General features: G+C 66.1%; 14 protein-coding genes and 1 other RNA gene. 7 read left to right on the top strand and 8 right to left on the bottom strand.

Translation table 11 applies throughout. The features are described from left to right. Positions 1 to 27 precede the first annotated feature (27 nt). Positions 28 to 3060, top strand: a complete 3033-nt coding sequence (locus EO174_RS21035; RefSeq protein ID WP_126947265.1) for a TonB-dependent receptor — start codon at positions 28 to 30, stop codon at positions 3058 to 3060. Between the two features lie 110 nt (positions 3061 to 3170). After that, entirely contained in the window at positions 3171 to 4691 is a 1521-nt protein-coding gene (locus EO174_RS21030) for a tryptophan halogenase family protein (protein ID WP_126947262.1), read from the top strand. Between the two features lie 247 nt (positions 4692 to 4938). Here the strand turns inward: EO174_RS21030 and pyrF are convergent, their stop codons facing one another. Further along, the gene (gene pyrF / locus EO174_RS21025) at positions 4939 to 5664 is read right to left on the bottom strand and encodes an orotidine-5'-phosphate decarboxylase (RefSeq protein WP_126947260.1); all 726 of its coding nucleotides are present in this window, start codon (positions 5662 to 5664) and stop codon (positions 4939 to 4941) included. Beyond that, positions 5661 to 6623, bottom strand: a complete 963-nt coding sequence (locus EO174_RS21020) for a 5'-nucleotidase, lipoprotein e(P4) family (protein WP_126947319.1) — start codon at positions 6621 to 6623, stop codon at positions 5661 to 5663. The genes pyrF and EO174_RS21020 overlap by 4 nt, the downstream gene beginning before the upstream one ends. A gap of 85 nt (positions 6624 to 6708) precedes the next feature. Between EO174_RS21020 and EO174_RS23365 the strand changes: the two genes are divergently transcribed. Both EO174_RS23365 and EO174_RS21015 read left to right on the top strand, forming a co-directional pair. Then, the gene (locus EO174_RS23365) at positions 6709 to 6843 is read left to right on the top strand and encodes a hypothetical protein (RefSeq protein WP_256359939.1); all 135 of its coding nucleotides are present in this window, start codon (positions 6709 to 6711) and stop codon (positions 6841 to 6843) included. A gap of 58 nt (positions 6844 to 6901) precedes the next feature. Beyond that, a complete protein-coding gene (locus EO174_RS21015) occupies positions 6902 to 7570 on the top strand; it encodes a DUF480 domain-containing protein (protein ID WP_126947257.1) in 669 nt (222 codons plus the stop codon). Positions 7571 to 7702: 132 nt separating this feature from the next. Here the strand turns inward: EO174_RS21015 and EO174_RS21010 are convergent, their stop codons facing one another. Next, the gene (locus EO174_RS21010; protein WP_126947254.1) at positions 7703 to 8737 is read right to left on the bottom strand and encodes a DUF4272 domain-containing protein; all 1035 of its coding nucleotides are present in this window, start codon (positions 8735 to 8737) and stop codon (positions 7703 to 7705) included. A 77-nt stretch (positions 8738 to 8814) separates the two neighbouring features. Here EO174_RS21010 and EO174_RS21005 point away from each other — a divergent pair. Further along, positions 8815 to 8890: non-coding RNA, sX9 sRNA (locus EO174_RS21005), on the top strand. A gap of 4 nt (positions 8891 to 8894) precedes the next feature. Here the strand turns inward: EO174_RS21005 and EO174_RS21000 are convergent. After that, the gene (locus tag EO174_RS21000) at positions 8895 to 9485 is read right to left on the bottom strand and encodes a GNAT family N-acetyltransferase (RefSeq protein ID WP_119132113.1); all 591 of its coding nucleotides are present in this window, start codon (positions 9483 to 9485) and stop codon (positions 8895 to 8897) included. A 62-nt stretch (positions 9486 to 9547) separates the two neighbouring features. After that, positions 9548 to 11524, bottom strand: coding sequence for a UvrD-helicase domain-containing protein (locus EO174_RS20995; RefSeq protein ID WP_126947251.1), 1977 nt, complete (start codon positions 11522 to 11524; stop codon positions 9548 to 9550). A 113-nt stretch (positions 11525 to 11637) separates the two neighbouring features. Between EO174_RS20995 and EO174_RS20990 the strand changes: the two genes are divergently transcribed. Together EO174_RS20990 and EO174_RS20985 are read left to right on the top strand one after the other, a co-directional pair. Continuing rightward, positions 11638 to 12273, top strand: coding sequence for a thymidine kinase (locus tag EO174_RS20990; RefSeq protein ID WP_016904282.1), 636 nt, complete (start codon positions 11638 to 11640; stop codon positions 12271 to 12273). 509 nt (positions 12274 to 12782) lie between these two features. Continuing rightward, positions 12783 to 14027 carry a GAF domain-containing sensor histidine kinase gene (locus EO174_RS20985; RefSeq protein WP_126947247.1) on the top strand — a complete coding sequence of 415 codons (1245 nt, stop codon included), beginning with the start codon at positions 12783 to 12785 and terminating at the stop codon, positions 14025 to 14027. A gap of 134 nt (positions 14028 to 14161) precedes the next feature. Here the strand turns inward: EO174_RS20985 and EO174_RS20980 are convergent, their stop codons facing one another. From EO174_RS20980 to mutM, 3 genes are all read right to left on the bottom strand, one after another. Further along, positions 14162 to 15763 carry a glucan biosynthesis protein D gene (locus tag EO174_RS20980; RefSeq protein ID WP_104649900.1) on the bottom strand — a complete coding sequence of 534 codons (1602 nt, stop codon included), beginning with the start codon at positions 15761 to 15763 and terminating at the stop codon, positions 14162 to 14164. Positions 15764 to 15830: 67 nt separating this feature from the next. Beyond that, positions 15831 to 16934 carry a DUF4380 domain-containing protein gene (locus EO174_RS20975; protein ID WP_119129931.1) on the bottom strand — a complete coding sequence of 368 codons (1104 nt, stop codon included), beginning with the start codon at positions 16932 to 16934 and terminating at the stop codon, positions 15831 to 15833. Positions 16935 to 17118: 184 nt separating this feature from the next. Then, complete coding sequence (gene mutM, locus EO174_RS20970) at positions 17119 to 17934, bottom strand: bifunctional DNA-formamidopyrimidine glycosylase/DNA-(apurinic or apyrimidinic site) lyase (RefSeq protein ID WP_126947244.1); 816 nt, start codon at positions 17932 to 17934, stop codon at positions 17119 to 17121. Positions 17935 to 18160 lie beyond the last annotated feature (226 nt).

The raw sequence follows: 18160 nt of genomic DNA, 5'->3' as shown, positions 1-18160 counted from the left end.
CGCTTTACCCCTGGGAGGGGGAAAGTCATGAAGACTCACCGCACCGTCTCCACCCTGCCGGCACGCAGCCTGTTGTGCTGCGCCCTGGCTGCCTCGTTGTTCGCCACCACCCCGGCCATGGCACAGTCCAGCAACGCCACCTTGCGCGGCCAGGTCGCTTCCGCGCAGAGCGGCAGCGAGGTCGTCGTCACCAATGTCGCCACTGGCTCGGTGCGACGTGCACCGGTCAATGCGAACGGCAACTACACCATCGTCGGCCTGCAACCGGGCACCTACACCGTCGAATCCAACGGCGTCAGCCGCACGGTGACCCTGTCGGTGGCCTCCAGCGCCACCGTCGATCTCGGCACCGAGGCGGCGGCAGCGCCGGCCGGCGATGCGACCACGCTGGACACGGTGACGGTCAGCGCGCCGATGATCCGCGACGTCAAGACATCGGAGGTGGGTAATACGGTTTCGCTGCGGCAGATCCAGCAGCTGCCGCAGGCCACGCGCAACTTCCTGGAGTTCGCCGACACCGTGCCGGGCATGGTGTTCACCATCGACCAGGACGGCAACACCAAGTTGCGTGGCGGTGCGTCCAACGCCAGTTCCAGCAACCTGTACATCGACGGCGTGAGCCAGAAGAGCTATGTCTCCGGTGGCGGTATTGCCGGGCAGGACGAGACCCAGGGCAATCCGTTCCCGCAGCTCGCCATCGGCGAGTACAAGGTGATCACCTCCAACTACAAGGCCGAATACGGCCAGATCAGTGGCGCGGCGATCACCGCGGCCACCAAGTCCGGCACCAACGAGTTCCATGGCGAGGCGTTCTATCGCTTCACCAATCAGGATCTGCGTGAGAAGCGCCCGGACGAAGAAGATGGAAGGGTGGACTCGCAGACCAAGGAATACGGCGTTGCGATCGGCGGCCCGCTGATCCAGGACCGCATGCATTTCTTCTTCGCCTACGAAGGCAAGGACAACGTGGCGCCCAAGAGCGTGCAGCCAAGCGCGGAAGCGGCGCCGTTCGTCGGCCTGCTGCCGTCCAATCTGCGCGACCAGTACGGCGCGTCCAACATGCCGTTCACCGAAGACCTGTACTTCGGCAAGATCGACTTCGAGCCGACCGATAACGACCGCATCGAGCTGGCCACGCAGTACCGCGACGAAACCCAGGTCAGCAACGTCGGCGGCCAGAACGCGCCCGTCCGCGCAGTGGACAAGATCAACAAGGACAAGCGCACCAGCCTGCGTTGGCAGCACAGCGCCGACAGCTGGTTCAACGAAGCCATCCTCACCACCGAGGATTCGCGCAACGTGCCGACACCGCGCGGCATCGGCAACGGCTCCATCTATACCTACATCGACCGGACGCAGGCCGATCCGCGCCAGTGGGTCTTCCTCAACACCGGCGCCGCCAGCGGCGAAGACTTCAAGCTACGTAGCCAGAAGGGCTGGTCGTTCCAGAACGATCTGACCTTCAACGCCCTGCAGTGGCATGGCGAGCACACCATCAAGACCGGTGTGACCTATCGCGACATCAAGCTGACATCGCGCGAGTCCAGTTCGCTCAACCCGCAGTTCAGCTATGAAGTCGGTCAGAACGGTGTTGCGCCGGTTCCCTTCCAGGTGCGCTATATCCGTGCGTTCGACAATCCCGGTCAGGTGCCGGTGGTGGAATCGCCGTCCAAGCAGTACGGCATCTACCTGCAGGACGACTGGGCAGTGAACGACAAGCTGATGCTCAACATCGGCGTGCGTTACGACTATGAGGACACCCCGGCCTACACCGACTTCGTGACCTCGCAGCCCTTCATCAATGCGCTGTATTCGGACGACCCCGACAACCCGGGTCAACCGTGGGCCAACCGTCTGCTGCCCAGCGGCATCAACGTGGCCGACTACATCAGCACCGGCAACAACCGCAAGAATTTCAAGGACGCCTGGGCACCGCGCTTCGGCTTCTCGTATGACTTCTTCGGCGACGAGAGCGCGGTGCTGCATGGCGGCGCCGGTCGCTCCTACGATCGCAACCTGTTCGAGCAGCTCGCACTGGAATCGGTCAAGGCGGCGCTGTCACCGGTGGTGGTGTACTTCAGCGATGCTGCCAGCGGGCAAAGCTGCTTCCGCGACGACCGTGCGTGCACGGCGTGGAACCCGGCATATTTCACCGGCATCGATCAGCTCAATACGATCGATGGCACCAGTGACAGCTCCGAGCTTTTCATGTTCAAGAACAAGCTCAAGACCCCGTACAGCGACCAGTACAGCATCGGTATCAGCAACCAGGTCGGCGACTGGTTGACCGACGTGACCTTCCAGCGCGTGTTGGCCTATGACGGCCTGGTGATGAGCCTGGTCAACCGCTACCCGGATGGTGCGTACTTCGACGCCACCGGCAGCGTGCCCTGGGGCGAGCCGGTGCCGGGCTACCGCAATACGATCCTGGGCTACAACGGCCTGGAGCAGCGCAGCAGCCAGGTGTTGCTGTCGGCCGAAAAGCCCTACACCAAGGAATCGGGCTGGGGCTTGAACCTGTCCTACACCCACACCAGCGCGCGCCAGAACCGCACCATCGACGAGCCGTTCGCGTTCGACAAGGCCACCATTCGCGACTACCCGTTCGTGAAGTCCGATGCCGTGTCGGCGCATCGCTTCGTCGCGTCCGGCTCGATCGATGGCCCGTGGGGAGTGACCTTCGGCGCCAAGTTGGTGCTGGCCACGCCCGAGCCGATCAACACGATCGCCTGCTACGGCTTTACCGATCCCGATGGCGGCACCTGCCAGGCCGTGGGCGTGACCCCGCCGGGCAATGGCAAGTTCCTGCTGGGTGGCAAGATCTGGGGCTACCGCACCGTGGACCTGCAGGCCAACAAGGAGTTCACGGTGGTGGGCGACTTCAAGCTCAACGCACGCATCAACGTGCTCAACGCCTTCAACTTCAAGAACTTCACCCAGTACCAGTACAACAGCTTCGGCAGCAACGGACGCCTGCAGCCTGACATCACCGTGGTCGACAACGGCGAAATCAGCTATGTGCCCCGTAGTGTCGTGCTGGAAGTGGGCGCCAAGTTCTGATGCAGCCCAACGCCATCTGCCTGCGCTGTGCAGGCAGATGATCCGGACGGGGCCAGCTGGCCCCGTTCGCTTGTTGGCGTTTTCCACTCTTGTACAGGATCGAACGCCGCATGCTCCCCGCTCCACTGCGCAACATCGTCATCGTCGGCGGCGGTACCGCTGGCTGGATGGCGGCCGCGGCCTTCGCGCGCGTGCTTGGCCCCGGCTTCAAGGTGCAGCTGATCGAATCCGAACAGCTCGGCACCGTCGGTGTCGGCGAGGCCACCGTGCCGCACATCAAGGCCTTCAACAATCTGCTCGGCATCGACGAGGCCGAGTTCGTGCGCCAGACCCAGGGCAGCTTCAAGCTCGGCATCGAGTTCGTCGACTGGCAGCGGCCCGGCACTTCGTACATCCATGGCTTCGGCACGCAGATCGGGCACCCGCTCGGGCTGCTGCCGTTCCACCAGTACTGGATCAAGCAGCACGCGCGCGGCAAGGCGCAGCCGCTGGGCGCCTACACGCTCAACACCGTGGCTGCGGTGCGCGGCAAGTTCATGACCTCGGCCGGCGATGTGCCGGCCAATTCGCCGCTGGCCAACATCGCCTACGCGTACCACTTCGATGCCACGCAGTACGCGCGCTTCTTGCGCACCTACTCCGAACAGCGCGGCGTCACCCGCATCGAGGGCCTGGTCGAACAGGTGCAGCTGCATGCGGACACCGGCCACGTGCAATCGCTGCAGCTGGCCTCCGGGCAGGTCGTCAGCGGCGATTTGTTCATCGACTGCTCGGGCTTCCGCGGGCTGTTGATCGAAGAAGCCTTGCACACCGGTTACCACGACTTCAGCCATTGGCTGCCGTGCGATCGTGCACTGGCGGTGCCGAGCGAAAACGTCGGCCCGCCCACGCCGTACACGCGCTCCACCGCGCGCGCGGCCGGCTGGCAGTGGCGCATTCCGCTGCAGCACCGCACCGGCAACGGCTATGTGTATTCCAGCGCGCACATCAGCGACGACGAAGCCGCCGCCACCCTGCTCGCCAACCTGGAGGGCACGCCGCTGGCCGACCCGCGCCCGCTGCGCTTCACCACCGGGCGGCGCAAGCAGTTCTGGAACCGCAATGTGGTCGCGCTGGGCCTGGCCAGCGGCTTCCTGGAACCGCTGGAATCGACCAGCATCCATCTGATCCAGGCCGGCATTTCGCGGCTGCTGGAGCTGTTTCCGCGCGAGGGCATCAGCCCGGTGCTGGTGCAGCGCTACAACGACCGGCTGGCGTTCGAGTTCGACCGCATCCGCGATTTTTTGGTGCTGCACTACCACGCCACCGAGCGCGACGACAGCGCGTTCTGGCGGCACTGCCGCACGATGCCGATCACCCCGGAGCTGCAGACCACGCTGGACCTGTTTCGCGACAGCGGGCGCTTCTACCGCAATGCCGAGGAGATGTTTGCCGAGATCAGCTGGGTGCAGGTGATGGTCGGCCAGGGCATTCTGCCGCAGGGTTACCACCCGCTGGTGGACCAGGTGCCCGATCACGACGCCGAACGCTTCCTGGCCAGCGTGGCGCAGACCATCGGCCACTGCGTGGATGTCATGCCCACCCACCAGCAGTTCATCGATCGCTATTGCAAGGCGGCTGCGCCGCGCTGAGCGACGCCACGGCAGGCGCAATCGCCACATGCACCGATCGGCAGGCAAAAAAAAGGATCGGGCACAAGGCCCGATCCCTTCGAAAACCGGGACAAGCCCGGTGGACAATGAGTGGCACAGCTTCCGACTGACATCGGACGAGGGGCATCGTACGCAGGCTTTAACGTTAAAGCAACACTTTAATTCTATCGCTTTAACTTGTTGATTTTGCTTGCGTAGACATGGCCGGCGCGCGCCGGAGGCTCCGTCAGCGCTGCGCCACCGCCGCTTGAATCTCGGCCTGGATCGCAGCCGCCGCGGCGGCCGGATCGGTAGCCAGGCGGATCGGGCGGCCGACCACGATGGCATCGGCGCCATCGTTGAAGGCCTGCGCCACGCCCACGGTGCGTTGCTGGTCGTCGCCGACCGGGCCGCCGGGGCGGATGCCGGGGCAGACGATCGAAAAACCGGCGCCGGTGGCGCTGCGGATCGGGCCGGCTTCCTGGCCGGAGGCGATCACCCCGTCGATGCCGGCCGCCTGTGCGGCCAGCGCGCGCTCCACTACCACCTCCACCGGCTCGCGGTCGATGCCCATCGCGGCCAGGTCCGGGCGCCCCATCGAGGTCAGCACGGTCACCGCCAGCAGGCGCATGTCGCCGTGGTTGGCCTCGGCGGCGGCCTGCAGCATGCCGGCGTGCCAGCCGTGCACGGTGCAATAGCTCACCGGCCACTGCGCCAGGCGGCGGATGGTGCCGGCCACGGTGGCGGGGATGTCGAAGAACTTCAGGTCCACGAACACGCGCTTGTTGCGCCTGGCCAGGGCGTCGAGCACCTGGAAGTACTCGCCGGAGGCCAGCAGTTCCATGCCGATCTTGTAGAAGGACACCGACTCGCCCAGGCGGTCGACCCAGGCGATCGCCTCGTCGTGGCCGGGCACATCCAGCGCGAAGATCAGCCGCTCATGCGCGGCCAGCGGCAGCGGTGCGCGGCTCATCGGGCCACCTCCAGCGCGGCGCGCTTGGCGTCGTGGCGCTGCTGCCAGGGCTGGCCGTAGTCGTTGTTGAACTGCGCCGGCTCCCAGCCGCCGTAACTGGGGTTGGGCAGCATCCACCAGCGCTCGCCGAACCAGTCGTGGTACTGCTGCAGCAATGCGCCCCGCGCCTGGCCGGTGTTGGCGGTGACCTGCATGAAGTCGCCGAGCTGGTCGCCGAACTGCATCAGCACGCGGTACGTCTGCCCGGCCAGCTGGCGCCGGCAGTTCTTCTCGCTGCCGTTCTGCTCGCAGCCCTTGACCACCGTGCCCAGGCCCAGAAACACGCTGTCGTCGGCCACCGGCAGCCCGACGCTGCGCAGGTTGGCCAGCGTGGCGTCCTTGAGGTGCACCGCGCGGTTGGAGATGTAGATCAGGGTGATGCCGCGCGCGTTGGCGGCCTTGGCGAAGTCCACCACGCCCGGGATCGCGGTGGCCTTCTTCTCCGCCACCCACTGGTCCCAGCTCAGCTCGTCGTATTCCTTGCCGTCGCGCAGCAGACGCGCCTGGTAGGGCGAGTTGTCCAGCACCGTTTCGTCCACGTCCAGCACCACCGCCGGCTTCAGCCCGCTGGCGGCATTGCCGCGCTCCTCGGGCACCAGCGCATCCCAGTTGGGCTGCTTCAGCGCAGCGTCCAGCTTGTCGGCAGCAGCGCGATAGGTCTGCTCGGCCACCGCGCGGTACTCCTCCGAGCGCTGCATCCACAGCACCGCATTGAGGTTGTCGTCGCCGGCCGGTGCGCTGGCGGCTGCGGGCTGCGGGGTGGTCTTGGCGGCGGCGCTGGCGGCCGCATTGGCGGACACGGCGGCGTCCTGCGCGCGCTGGGCCAGCTCCTTGTCGGCGGGCTTGCAGGCGCTCAGGGCCAGCGCGATGCAGGCGAGCAGGGACAAGGGTGCGTAAAGCGAGGGGCGCATGGCATCCACCAGAACAGGAGCGGCAATGAAGACCGCGATTTTAGCGGGTTCGCGCCGCACCGCCCGCTCCGGCTGATGGCAGTGCCGCAGGCGCATGGAAGAAGACATCGCGATCGCGGGGTTCATGGCGATGCGCGAGTGCTGCATGCACCTGCGCACGCTGCGGGCAACCGACCGCCTCTTCGCTCCCGCTGCCGGTGCCGGCATCGCCGGTGGGATCGTGGCCTGAAGAACGCCGATGCAGGAACGGCATATCCTTGTGCGCTGATTGCCCCGGAGTCGCCCCCATGACAGATGCACCTTCCCCGCCCGTCCTCGATACCGCCCAGGCCCGCGTGCTCGGCTGCCTGATCGAAAAGGAGGCGACCACGCCGGATGCGTATCCGCTCACGGTCAACGCCGCGCAGGTGGCCGCCAACCAGAAGACCGCACGCGAGCCGGTGCTGAACCTGCAGACCGGCGTGGTGCATCACGCCCTGCGTCAACTCGAGACCCTGGGGTTGGTGCGCCAGCAGTTCTCCTCGCGCGCCGAGCGGTACGAGCACCGGCTGGGCAGCGTGCTGGACCTGACCCGCCAGCAGGTCGCCCTGATCGGTCTGTTGCTGCTGCGCGGCCCGCAGACGCTGGGCGAGCTGTTCGCGCGCAGCGAGCGGCTGACGCGCTTCAACGATGCCGACGACGTGCGCCACCATCTGGACCGGCTGATCCAGCGCGGCCTGGCCGTGCAACTGCCGCGCGCCAGCGGCCAGCGCGAAGAGCGTTATGCGCATCTGCTCAGTGGCGAGCTGGATGTGGAGGCGTTGCAGGCTGCGGCCGCGCGCGCTGCCCCCAGCGCCCGCAGCAATGCCGACAGCAGCGAGCTGGAAGCGCGCGTACAAACACTGGAAGCCACGGTCGCCGAGCTGCAGGATGCGCTGGCCGCCGTGCAGGCGCGCCTGGAGGCGGCTGGCGCCTAGGGCGATGGTCCGCTCCTGGAGATGCCCGCTTCACATCGACGCCTGCGCGGGGCGCGAAGCACGCAACGAGCGGCCAGACTCCGAGACAACGCGCTCGCCGCGCAGTGACGGCGCAGGCTGCGGCTGGCCCGCTTACGTCGGCGTATCCACCTCGTCCCAGTCGGCGTCTTCGAAGTGCAGCAGCCAGTTGAGGGCGTAGTGCCGCTCGTAGACCACGCCCGGCACGATGCCGGCCGGCGGCGGTTGCTCGCTCTGGCCGGCCTGGCGCACTGCCCAGTGCAGGCGCAAGTGCCGGTCCAGCGCATCCAGCAGTTCGGGCACCGGCCGTAGCGTCAGCGACGGCCGCGTCGCCGCGTCGGCATGCTCCAGCGCGCGCTGGGCAGCCAGGGGCACATCGCACAGGTCGGTCGGCTCCGGCAGCGCCTCGGCCAGCCCCAGGGCCCACTGCAGCACGGCCAGGCTCTCGTAGCGCCAGCCGAAGTTGGCGAGCTGCTGCGGCTCCGGCGCGGGTTGGGCAAAAAAGGCGCGCTCCTGCGGCGACAGTGCCGCCGCCACGCCGGGCAGGCGGGCGTCCATCTCTTCCAACGCCGGTGGCGTATCGCCGGCGGCCAGCATCTCCGCGCGCAAGGCCACCGCAAACAAGCCCAGCATGCGCTGCGTCACCGTCGCAGCATCGCGCACCCGCGCTTCGGCCTCGCCAGGCACCGGCGGCAGGCCGGGTGGAACGCGAATGCCTTGCGCGGTCAGCTGCGCAAGTTGCTGCGCACGCCGCTGCAAGGCATCCGGCGGATACGGCACCTGCGCCTGCGCATCGATCGCCGGCTCGCCCTGGCTGATCAGCACCCGCCCGTGCGGATCGCGCACGCTGCCGTCGGCCAGGAAACACACCGCATTGGCTTGCTCGGCCCACTGCGCCAATTCCCCGAACGCCGCATCGTCGACCTCGAACGTGAAGTGCTGGCGTACCCGTTGCACATGCCGCATCAGGTGATAGCGCGGCTGGGTCATCTGGCCGTCGCCGGTCTGGTTCACGTAGCCGACAAAACCGTGCAGATGATTGGCCAGTTCCGGATCGGCGTGGTCGCGGTGCTGCACGGCGGCGCGCGGCAGGAAATCCGGCCACATCGGCTCGCGCAGCGTGGAATAGGCGTTGACCAGCAATGGCATGCACGTGTCCTGGTTGGGGCGACGGACACCACGACGGCGCTCATCGCCAGGCAGCTGCGGTCGGTGCGCGCAGTCTCCTGTGCCAGGTGTGCACCGGAGTTCTTCCGCGCCGTCCAGGCTGCGCTGACGACTGCTCGTTACGTTGTGCCGGCCGCGTTCAGCGGTGAGCGTCGCCGCCAGGGTGCCGCAGGCCTGCCCGGCTGTCCATGTCGACGGGGCCCAGCTCGATCGTGTAATACAGCACCGGATCGGCCTCCTGGCTCAATACGCGCAGGCCTTGCCGCTGCAGCCCGAGTTTTTCCAGCGCGCGGATCGAATCGACATTGCCCGGCGACACGATCGCGCACAGCTGCGACAACCCCAGCACATCGCGCGCATGCGCCAGCACCGCGCGCCCGGCTTCGCTCACAAACCCCTTGCCGCGATGTTCGGGCAGCAGTGCAAAGCCGATATGCGGCACCGGCAAGGTATCGCGGCACAACAAGCCCAATGTGCCGGCAAAGGCGCCTTCGGCGCGCGTCTCCACCGCCCAGTGCGCAAAGCCGTAGCGTTGCTGGTGCGCCTGCGCCCACTCGCGCAGATGATCACGCGCCTGCTCGCGGGTCCGCACACCGCGGTCGTTGATGCCGGCGATGAAACCGGGGTCGTTGACCAATGCCAGCACCGCATCGGCATCGCGCTCGGGGTCGAGCGTGCGCAGGCGCAAACGCGGGGTTTCGATCACGACGGTCACGGCGCACTCCGGCATCAGGGCAACCCAGCCTGCCGTGCAGACGTGTCGCTGGCAAGCCTGCGTATACGCAACAACCGCTAGTCGAACAACGCCTGGATCGCCGCCAGGCCCGCGCTGGCGCGCTCCTTCTTGCGCTCGGCATCGGCCACCGGGTCGGCGCCATCGCGCTGCAATTCTTCAGCCGGAATCTCGTCGAAGAAGCGGCTGGGCTTGAGCCGCACATGCTCGCCGAACTTGCGCGTCAACTTGCTGTGGCTCATCCACAGCTGCTCCTTGGCACGGGTGATGCCCACATACAGCAGCCGGCGTTCTTCCTGCAGGTTGCCTTCTTCCAGGCTCACTTCATGCGGCAGCACGCCGTCTTCGCAGCCGACGATGAACACGTAACGGAATTCCAGCCCCTTGGACGCGTGCATGGTCATCATGCGCACCTGGTTGCCGCCGTCGTCCTTGTCGTTGCGCGACAACAGCGCCAGCTGCGCGGCCAGGTCGCTGGCACTGGCACCACGCGGGCCGCCTTCGAACCACTCGGCCAGCTCGTCCAGATTGCGCTTGCGGCGCTGGAAGCCGGTGTCGTCCTTGGACTGGTTGCGCAGGTCGTTGAGCAGGCCGGATTTTTCGGCCAGCATGCGCACCAGTTCTCCCGCCGGCAGCGTGGCCGAATGCTCGCGCATATCGCGCAGGATATCGGTGAACGCACTCAGGCCATTGGCCGCACGCGGCGGCAGGTGCTGCAGCGCGCCCATCGACTCGGCCGCGCGCGACATCGGTACCGACTTCGCACTGGCAAGCTCGGCCAACCGCGCCAGCGAGGTCGCCCCGACCTCACGCTTGGGCGACTGCACGGCGCGCAGAAACGCGGCGTCATCGTCGGGATTGACGATCAGCCGCAGCCACGACAGCACGTCCTTGACTTCCTGCCGCTCCAGAAACGCGGTGCCACCGGTCAGGTGATACGGCACGCGCAGCAGCTGCAGCGCCTTTTCCAGAGGCCGCGATTGAAAATTGCCGCGGAACAGGATGCAGAAATCGCTCCACGGCACCTGCTTGGCGGTCCCCAGGAACGAGATCTCGGCGGCGACCTTTTCCGCTTCGTGCTCGCTGTCGCGGCATTCCCACACGCGGATGCGCTCGCCATCGGCCTGGTCGCTCCATAGCGTCTTCAGGTGTTCGTGCGGGTTGTGCGCGATCAAGGCATTGGCCGCACGCAACACGCGGTTGGAGCAGCGGTAGTTCTGTTCCAGCTTGATGATTTCCAGCGCCGGATAATCGCGCCCCATCTGCTGCAGGTTTTCCGGATTGGCGCCACGCCAGGCGTAGATGCTCTGGTCGTCGTCGCCCACGCAGGTGAAGTTGCCGCGTGGCCCGGCCAGCATTTTCAGCAACCGGTACTGCGCATCGTTGGTGTCCTGGCACTCGTCCACCAGCAGATAGCCGATGCGCTCGCGCCAGCCCAGTACGATCTCTTCGTTGGCCTCCAGGATCTGCACCGGCAGGCGGATCAGGTCGTCGAAGTCCACCGCGTTGAAGGTGGTCAGCCGCGCCTGATAAAGCTCGTACAGGCTGGCGGCTTCCTTTTCGCGATTGCTGCGCGCTGCCGCCATCGCCTGTTCGGGAGACAGGCCGGCGTTCTTGGCGCGCGAGATCAGGTTCTTGGCATCCTCGATCGCATCCGGCTTGGCGCCGTGCATCAGGTCCTTGATCTGGGCGGCGGCATCGTCGGAATCGAAGATCGAAAAGCCGCGCTTCAAGCCGGCAGCGGCGTGTTCGATCTGCAGGAACTTCAACCCCAGCGCGTGGAAGGTGCAGATGGTCAGGCCATCGGCGCCATCGCCACGGATGCGCTTGGCCACACGCTCGCGCATTTCCTTGGCCGACTTGTTGGTGAAGGTGATCGCGGCGATGCGCTTGGCCGGATAGCGGCCGGTGGCGATCAGGTGCGCGATCTTCTCCACGATCACGCGCGTCTTGCCGCTGCCGGCGCCGGCCAGCACCAACAGGGGACCTTCGCAGTGCAGCACTGCGGCGCTTTGCGGGGGATTGAGACCGTGCATAGAGACTTCCAACAGAGCGGGCCATTGTACCGGCGCCGCGTCGGGCAGGCCTGCGCCGCCGGTTCATGCAGATGGCTGTCACCGCCGGCCGCCCGGCCCGGTAAAATCCACCGATGGCCAAGCTCTACTTCTACTACTCGGCAATGAATGCCGGCAAGACCACCACCTTGCTGCAGTCCGCGCACAACTACCGCGAACGCGGCATGCGCACCCTGATCCTCACGCCCAAGCTCGATCACCGCGCCGGCAGCGGCGTGGTGGCCTCGCGGATCGGGCTGCGCGCGGATGGGCGCACCTTCGATCGCAACACCGAGTTGCAGCAGCTGATCGAGCGCGACATCCAGGCCGAAGGCGCGCTGCACTGCGTGCTGGTGGACGAGGCGCAGTTCCTCAATCGCGGCCAGGTCTGGCAGTTGAGCGAGGTGGTCGACCGCCTGCGCATTCCGGTGCTGTGCTACGGGTTGCGCACCGACTTCCGCGGCGAGCTGTTCGAGGGCAGCCAGTTCCTGCTGGCCTGGGCCGACGAGCTGGAGGAGATCAAGACCATCTGCCACAGCGGCAGCAAGGCCACCATGACCGTGCGCGTGGATGCGCAAGGGCACGCGGTGCAGGACGGCCCGCAGGTGGAGATCGGCGGCAACGAGCGCTACGTGTCGGTCAGCCGCGCCGAGTTCAAGAAGATCATGCGTGGCGAAGGGCGCATCGACCCGTTGCAGATCGCATTGCCGCTGCCACCGGCGGGCGCATAACGCCCACGCCCTGTTGGAAGGGCAGCGCGACGCTGGACGGGTTGCCCGCGGCTGGCAACGCCGATCTTCCTTAGACCGGCCATCGACATGCCACCGACGCGGGTGGCATGGCGTGCCAACGTCGTTTCGCACCTGGCGACGCATTGAATACGCGCAACTGCAGCGACACACGGCGGCCGTTACCCGATCCCGCCCGATGAACCTGATGCGCGGCTCGCGATCCTCCAGCTCCCGGATGATTCGGCATTATCGGCCCGGTATTTACGTGCCAGCGGACGGCTAACCCTGGCAGGGCGGCAGCTGAAGAATTCAGCCGGATGCTCTTGGCGCGCTGTCCTGATATGCGCTTGTGATGCGTCGCTAAACCCTTGCAGGCATGCGGTCGCCACTGCATCTTCGCTACACATCAACAGGCGTATCGTTGCGGGGCCGTTGCAGCGACCCGCACGCAACCAGGCGCAACCGCAGTCCTGTAAACTGGCGACCATCCACTTGTCGGGAGGCAATACATGGGTCCGCTTCCTCCCGAGTTACGCGCCGATATCGCGCGTGTTGGCCGGCTATCGTCGGTGCCCGATGTCCTGACCGTTCTCACCCGTCTGACCGGCATGGGGTTCGCCGCCGTTGCGCGCGTGACCGATACGCGCTGGATCACCTGCCAGGTGCGCGACGACCTGGCGTTCGGTCTGGCGCCCGGCGACGAGCTGCCGCTGGTCACCACCTTCTGCGACAGCGTGCGCACCCAGGGCAACGCGTTGTGGTTCGGCCATGCCTCCGAGCACCCGGTCTTCCGCGACCACCCCACGCCGCGGCTGTACGGCTTCGAAAGCTATGTCTCGGTGCCGATCAAGTTCGACGATGGCAGCGTGTTCGGCACCTTGTGTGCGCTGGACCCGTTGCCGCGCGTCATGGACGGACCGTTGGTGGAAAAGGTCGAACTGCTGGCGCAACTGCTGGCAGCGCAGATCCAGGCCGAACAACGCGCCGAAGAGAGCGCGCAGGAATCGCTGCGCGCGCGCAGCGAACTGGGGCGTGTCGGCGCCTCGGCCCGGCTGCGCGAAGAGTTCATCGGCATCCTTGGCCACGACCTGCGCAACCCGCTGCAGTCCATGCATGCGGTGGTGGACATGCTGGCGATCGACTCGCTCAACCAGCGCCAGGGTGGCGCGATCCGGTCGATGCAGCGCAGCCTGCGGCGCATGGAAGAGCTGATCGACTTCGCCAGCGATTTCGCACGCGGCATCGAACGCGACTGGCTGCAGCTGGATTACGGCAACGGCAGCGATCTGCTCGATGCGCTATCGCAGGTCGTCGACGAAACCCGCGCCGCGTATCCGAACCAGGTGCTGTCCACGCACGTGGCCATCGACGAACCGGTGCATGGCGATGCGGTGCGCCTGGCGCAGATGTTCGGCAGCCTGATGATCAACGCCGTGGTGCAGGGGCAACAGAGTTCACTGATCAAGGCGATCGCGGTGACCGAGCAGGGCCGACTGCGCATCGAGGTCTGCAATCTGGACGGTATCGACCCGCGCCGGCTCGACGTGCTGCACGCCTCCACCCACGTGCACACCGGCGGACGCCCCTTGCCCGAAGTCGATCTGGGCCTGCACATGGCCGCGCAGATCGCCCGTGCCCATCAAGGCGAGCTGCGCATCATCAGCGGCAAGGACGGCACCTGCTTCCGGGTGGAGCTGGCGTGCATGCGTCCGCGGGGACGCATGCAGCTTGTCGCCAAAACGAACCAGGCCTAGCAGACCCGCGGTCGCGCACCGCCTCGGCGTGCGCGTGGTGGCAACAGCGGCGTGCCGGCTCCCCGGCCCGGCGCGATCTCGGTGCGCCGTTGGCGCAAGGACCGCGCTGGCTGCCGGCCGCGCGTGGCCTTGCGCTAGTAGATCTTGCGCTCGCTCGGCGGCGGCGGCGTCCACTGGTACAGCCAGGTTTCGGTCAGCGGCTTGCCGTTGGCGCGCAGGAACAGCCGGATATCGATCTGCCGGGTGCTGTCATCCGGCGGCACCAGGTCGAACATCGCCCGATAGCCCTTGAGCTCATGCAGCGGACGCGCCGACACGATTTCGGTGCTCCCGCGCGAGACCTGGAGGATGGCCTCGACCTTGGCGTTCGGGTCCTTGGTCAACGCAGCCAGTTCGCCGCCGGCAAAATCCACCGCAAACCGCCACGAGAAATGGCTGCGCTTCTGCCCGACGATGCCGCCCAGGCCGGTGCGCGTGGCCACGCAATGCGCCAGCGGCGAACTGGCCGGCGGATGCGCGCCCCAGTACAGCCGGTACCCCATCAGCAATTCCTGGCCCGGCTGCGGCTTGTCCTGTGGATTCCAGAACGCCACGATGTTGTCGAAGGTCTCGTCCACGGTCGGAATCTCGACCAGCTGTACCGAGCCCTTGCCCCAGCCGCTCTTCGGTTCCACCCACAGGCAGGGGCGTTTCTCGTAGAACACGCCGTCGTCCTGGTAATGGTCGAAGTTGCGATCGCGCTGCAACAGGCCAAACCCGCGCGGATTCTCATCGACGAACATGTTGAAGCGCAGCTGCGGCGGGTTGCACAACGGCCGCCAGATCCATTCGCCGCCGCCGGTCCACATCGCCAAGCCATCGGTGTCGTGGATCTCCGGGCGCCAGTCCCAATCCATGCGGTTATCGTTTTCGCCGACCTGATACATGCTGGTGCACGGGCCGATGCCCAGCCGCTCGATGGTCTTGCGCGGGTAGAGCGCACTGTCGATTTCCATCACCAGCACCTCGCCATTGGTGATGGCGAAGCGATACGCACCGGCAACGCTGGGCGAGTCCAGTAGCCCGTACACCACCACGGTGTTCGAATCGTCTGCCGGCTGCTCCAGGTAGTAGGCGATGAAGTCCGGGAACTCCTCCGGCCCGCCGGTGCCGGTGTCGATCGCCAGCCCGCGTGCCGACTGCCCGTACTGGCCTTCCTTGCCGACTGCGCGGAAATAGCTCGCGCCCAGGAAGGCGGAGAAATCGCGGTCGGTGTCCTTGCGTGTATTGAGACGGAAGCCCGCAAAGCCCAGGTCCTTGGGCAACTGCTTGCCGCCCAGGCCACTGCTGCCGTAATCGAACGCCGCCGGGTCGTAGGCCAGTTGCTGCGCCTTGCCATCGACGATGTCGTAGATGTGCACGGGGGTATGGAAATACAGCCCCAGGTGAAAGAACTTGGCCTGGAACTTGCCGTTGCCGTCAGCCCATAGCGCGTGATCCTGGCGGTAGCGGATCGACTGGTATTGGTCCCAGTTCAATGCTTCCAGTGGCCCGGGAAGCAGCTGCTTATGGCTCTTGTAGGGCGCCGTGGCCAACGCACGCGCCTGCCCCTTGAGCCAGGCATAGTCGAACGGCTGCGGTTGCCCCAAGCGCCGCAGGCCAACGGCCTTGGCCGCCAGCGCCCACTGCGGCAGCGCCGGCAGACCGAGCGCGGCCAATGCGGCAGCGGCATTCTTCAGGAAATGGCGTCGTTGCATGCGCATCGATCTGATCAGGGAATGGCCGACATCATAGCCACAGCGCGGCACGGAGGTAATGCGCAGGTCAGGGCCCCGCAGACGAAGGCGCGCAGGCATTGATCAGCTGCAGCTCCTGCGCCTTGCTGCACAGGAACTGTTGTTGCGCCTGCTGCGCGTCCGGCCCGGAATAACGCAGCAAGGTCCATTGCTCGTTCGCCTGCATGTGCGCACCCGGCGCCAGCTGCCGATACGGCGCGTGCACTTCCATTTCCAGCAGCCCGCGCTCGGGATGCTGCGGCGGCGCATCCAGATACAACTCCACCTGCCCCTGTTCCGGATGGATCGCCGCCAGCGGCTGGTGCGCAAAGCGGATCACCAGGACCTGATCACCGGCAAAGCCCGCCATCCAGCCCGCCGAAGGTTGCAGCAACACCTTGCCGCGCTGAATCAGCCCGTCCTTTCGTGCATCGGCGCGCAACGCAAACACACCACCGTGATGCCGATACGTGGGCGCAACCGTGCCAGGCTCGGTCGGTGGTTGCAGGCGAATGTCTGCCGCCTCGGCAACCGGCACGAACACGCGCGTGCCCGCCGCAACCCGCGTGTTGAACCACAGGTCCCAACTGATCGGATCCTTGCGGATATTGCGCGCAGTGGCCTCCACCTCCACGGTATCGGCGCGCGTGGATGAAAGCGCGACGCGCTTGCGGAGCTGCACGCCGGTGACCGGACTGGGTACCCCCTCCAACATCAGTTCATCGCCACTACGCGTGACTGCACGTGTGGTTGCCAGCGACAGATACGGATCCGGCGGCCAAACCGCGGTGGCGGCCTTACGTGTGAGGTTGACCTGTTGATGCACCCACCACTGACTCTGCGGCCCCACCCACACATCGTGGCCGAGATACGGGATATCGCCTGCAGTCGCGGACACTTCTGGCGCGGGCTGCTGATCAACCGCCTCGCCGGTCTTCAACACGTTGGGGTGTCCACGCAAATTGAAGGACAGCACGCGCCCACCGAAGGCGGGCGTAGCACTGAGTTCAACAACTCCGTTGTGCAACTGGATGCGCTCAACTCCAGGTTTGGTGCTGGACGCAAGCTCATCCGCGTATGCGCCTGTTGCCAGCGGCAACGCTGATGCACCCACAAGCATGATCGGCATTAAGTAGCGCAGTGAGGCAGGCATGGACGACTCCAATCACGGGACGTCACGATTGTGGCGCGATGCACGGCAACGCACCATCAAGCAATCGGCCGCTGCTGCTCCAAGCGCGCTGTTTGCTGTTATCCGAGGGCTACTGGCCAGCGGTCGTAACTGATCCAGAGCTGGAGGCTGGTGTTTCGATCAACGAGGGTCAGCTGGCCGGCATTCAACGCTGGCAACTGCTGCACCACACCGTCGCGCGTTGCCCGATCGTGGCGTGTTTCAGCAAACGTCCACACTGCTTGCAGGTTTCACCCTCGCGCCCATACACCGTGAGTTCCTGCTCGAAGTAACCGGGCGCCCCGTCCGGGCTGATGAAATCGCGCAACGTGGTCCCGCCGCGCTGGATGGCGTAGCCGAGGATGTCCTTCACTGCCGTGGCCAGGCGCCGGTAACGGTCCAATGACACTTTGCCCGCTTCGCGTAATGGGCTGATTCCGGCGCGATGCAGGCTTTCTGCCGCGTAGATGTTTCCCACGCCGACGACGACAGCCTGATCCATCAGAAAGGTCTTCACCGCCGCGCGCCGGCCGCTCGCCAGTGCATGCAGATAATCGCCAGTAAATGCATCCGATAACGGCTCCGGGCCAAGTGCCGCCAGCAGATCGTGCACGTGCGCATCGCTCTGCCACAACAGGCAACCAAACCGGCGCGGATCGTTGAAGCGCAGGATACGGCTATTTTCCAGGCTGATATCCACATGATCGTGCGCCCGCGGCGGGGTATCGCCGGGTAACACGCGCAGACTTCCGGACATTCCAAGATGCAGCAGCGCGCTGCCGCCGGCATCGGTATCGATCAATAGGTACTTGGCGCGGCGACGCACGTCGGTGATGGTCGCGCCGGGCAGCAGACGTTCGATCTGCTCAGGGATGGGCCAGCGCAGATCGGGCCGCCGCAGGATGACGCCGTGGATGCGTTGGCCGACCAGATGCGGTGCCAGCCCACGCAAGGTGGTTTCGACTTCGGGCAGCTCGGGCATGCACAACTCCAATCGACCAGGCCGGCGGCACGCCGGAGCGGATCAATATGGTGGCCAAACGCGGTAAATCCAGCTTTGCGATCATCAGGGCAAGGTGGATGCCGCTGCAGTACCAGTGAGTGGGCCCTCAGCGTCAAGCGCGCGTCTTGGTACTGGGGCCATGCTTAGAGTGCGCCTTGCCGGTCCGGGTTCTGCGGTGACATTCAGACCTTTCGGCCTTGCTAGC

Source organism: Xanthomonas sp. BRIP62418, from assembly GCF_003993495.1.
GTDB classification, from domain to species: domain Bacteria; phylum Pseudomonadota; class Gammaproteobacteria; order Xanthomonadales; family Xanthomonadaceae; genus Xanthomonas; species Xanthomonas euroxanthea.
Note: the sequence above shows the minus strand (reverse complement) of the source record. Positions and strands in the feature narration are given on the sequence as shown.

Coding starts and splice junctions, on each gene's coding strand:
- EO174_RS21035 (WP_126947265.1), top strand. CDS start 28: ATGAAGACTCACCGCACCGTCTCCACCCTGCCGGCACGCAGCCTGTTG.
- EO174_RS21030 (WP_126947262.1), top strand. CDS start 3,171: ATGCTCCCCGCTCCACTGCGCAACATCGTCATCGTCGGCGGCGGTACC.
- pyrF (WP_126947260.1), bottom strand. CDS start 5,664: ATGAGCCGCGCACCGCTGCCGCTGGCCGCGCATGAGCGGCTGATCTTC.
- EO174_RS23365 (WP_256359939.1), top strand. CDS start 6,709: ATGGAAGAAGACATCGCGATCGCGGGGTTCATGGCGATGCGCGAGTGC.
- EO174_RS21015 (WP_126947257.1), top strand. CDS start 6,902: ATGACAGATGCACCTTCCCCGCCCGTCCTCGATACCGCCCAGGCCCGC.
- EO174_RS21010 (WP_126947254.1), bottom strand. CDS start 8,737: ATGCCATTGCTGGTCAACGCCTATTCCACGCTGCGCGAGCCGATGTGG.
- EO174_RS21000 (WP_119132113.1), bottom strand. CDS start 9,485: ATGCCGGAGTGCGCCGTGACCGTCGTGATCGAAACCCCGCGTTTGCGC.
- EO174_RS20995 (WP_126947251.1), bottom strand. CDS start 11,524: ATGCACGGTCTCAATCCCCCGCAAAGCGCCGCAGTGCTGCACTGCGAA.
- EO174_RS20990 (WP_016904282.1), top strand. CDS start 11,638: ATGGCCAAGCTCTACTTCTACTACTCGGCAATGAATGCCGGCAAGACC.
- EO174_RS20985 (WP_126947247.1), top strand. CDS start 12,783: ATGGGTCCGCTTCCTCCCGAGTTACGCGCCGATATCGCGCGTGTTGGC.
- EO174_RS20980 (WP_104649900.1), bottom strand. CDS start 15,763: ATGCAACGACGCCATTTCCTGAAGAATGCCGCTGCCGCATTGGCCGCG.
- EO174_RS20975 (WP_119129931.1), bottom strand. CDS start 16,934: ATGCCTGCCTCACTGCGCTACTTAATGCCGATCATGCTTGTGGGTGCA.
- mutM (WP_126947244.1), bottom strand. CDS start 17,934: ATGCCCGAGCTGCCCGAAGTCGAAACCACCTTGCGTGGGCTGGCACCG.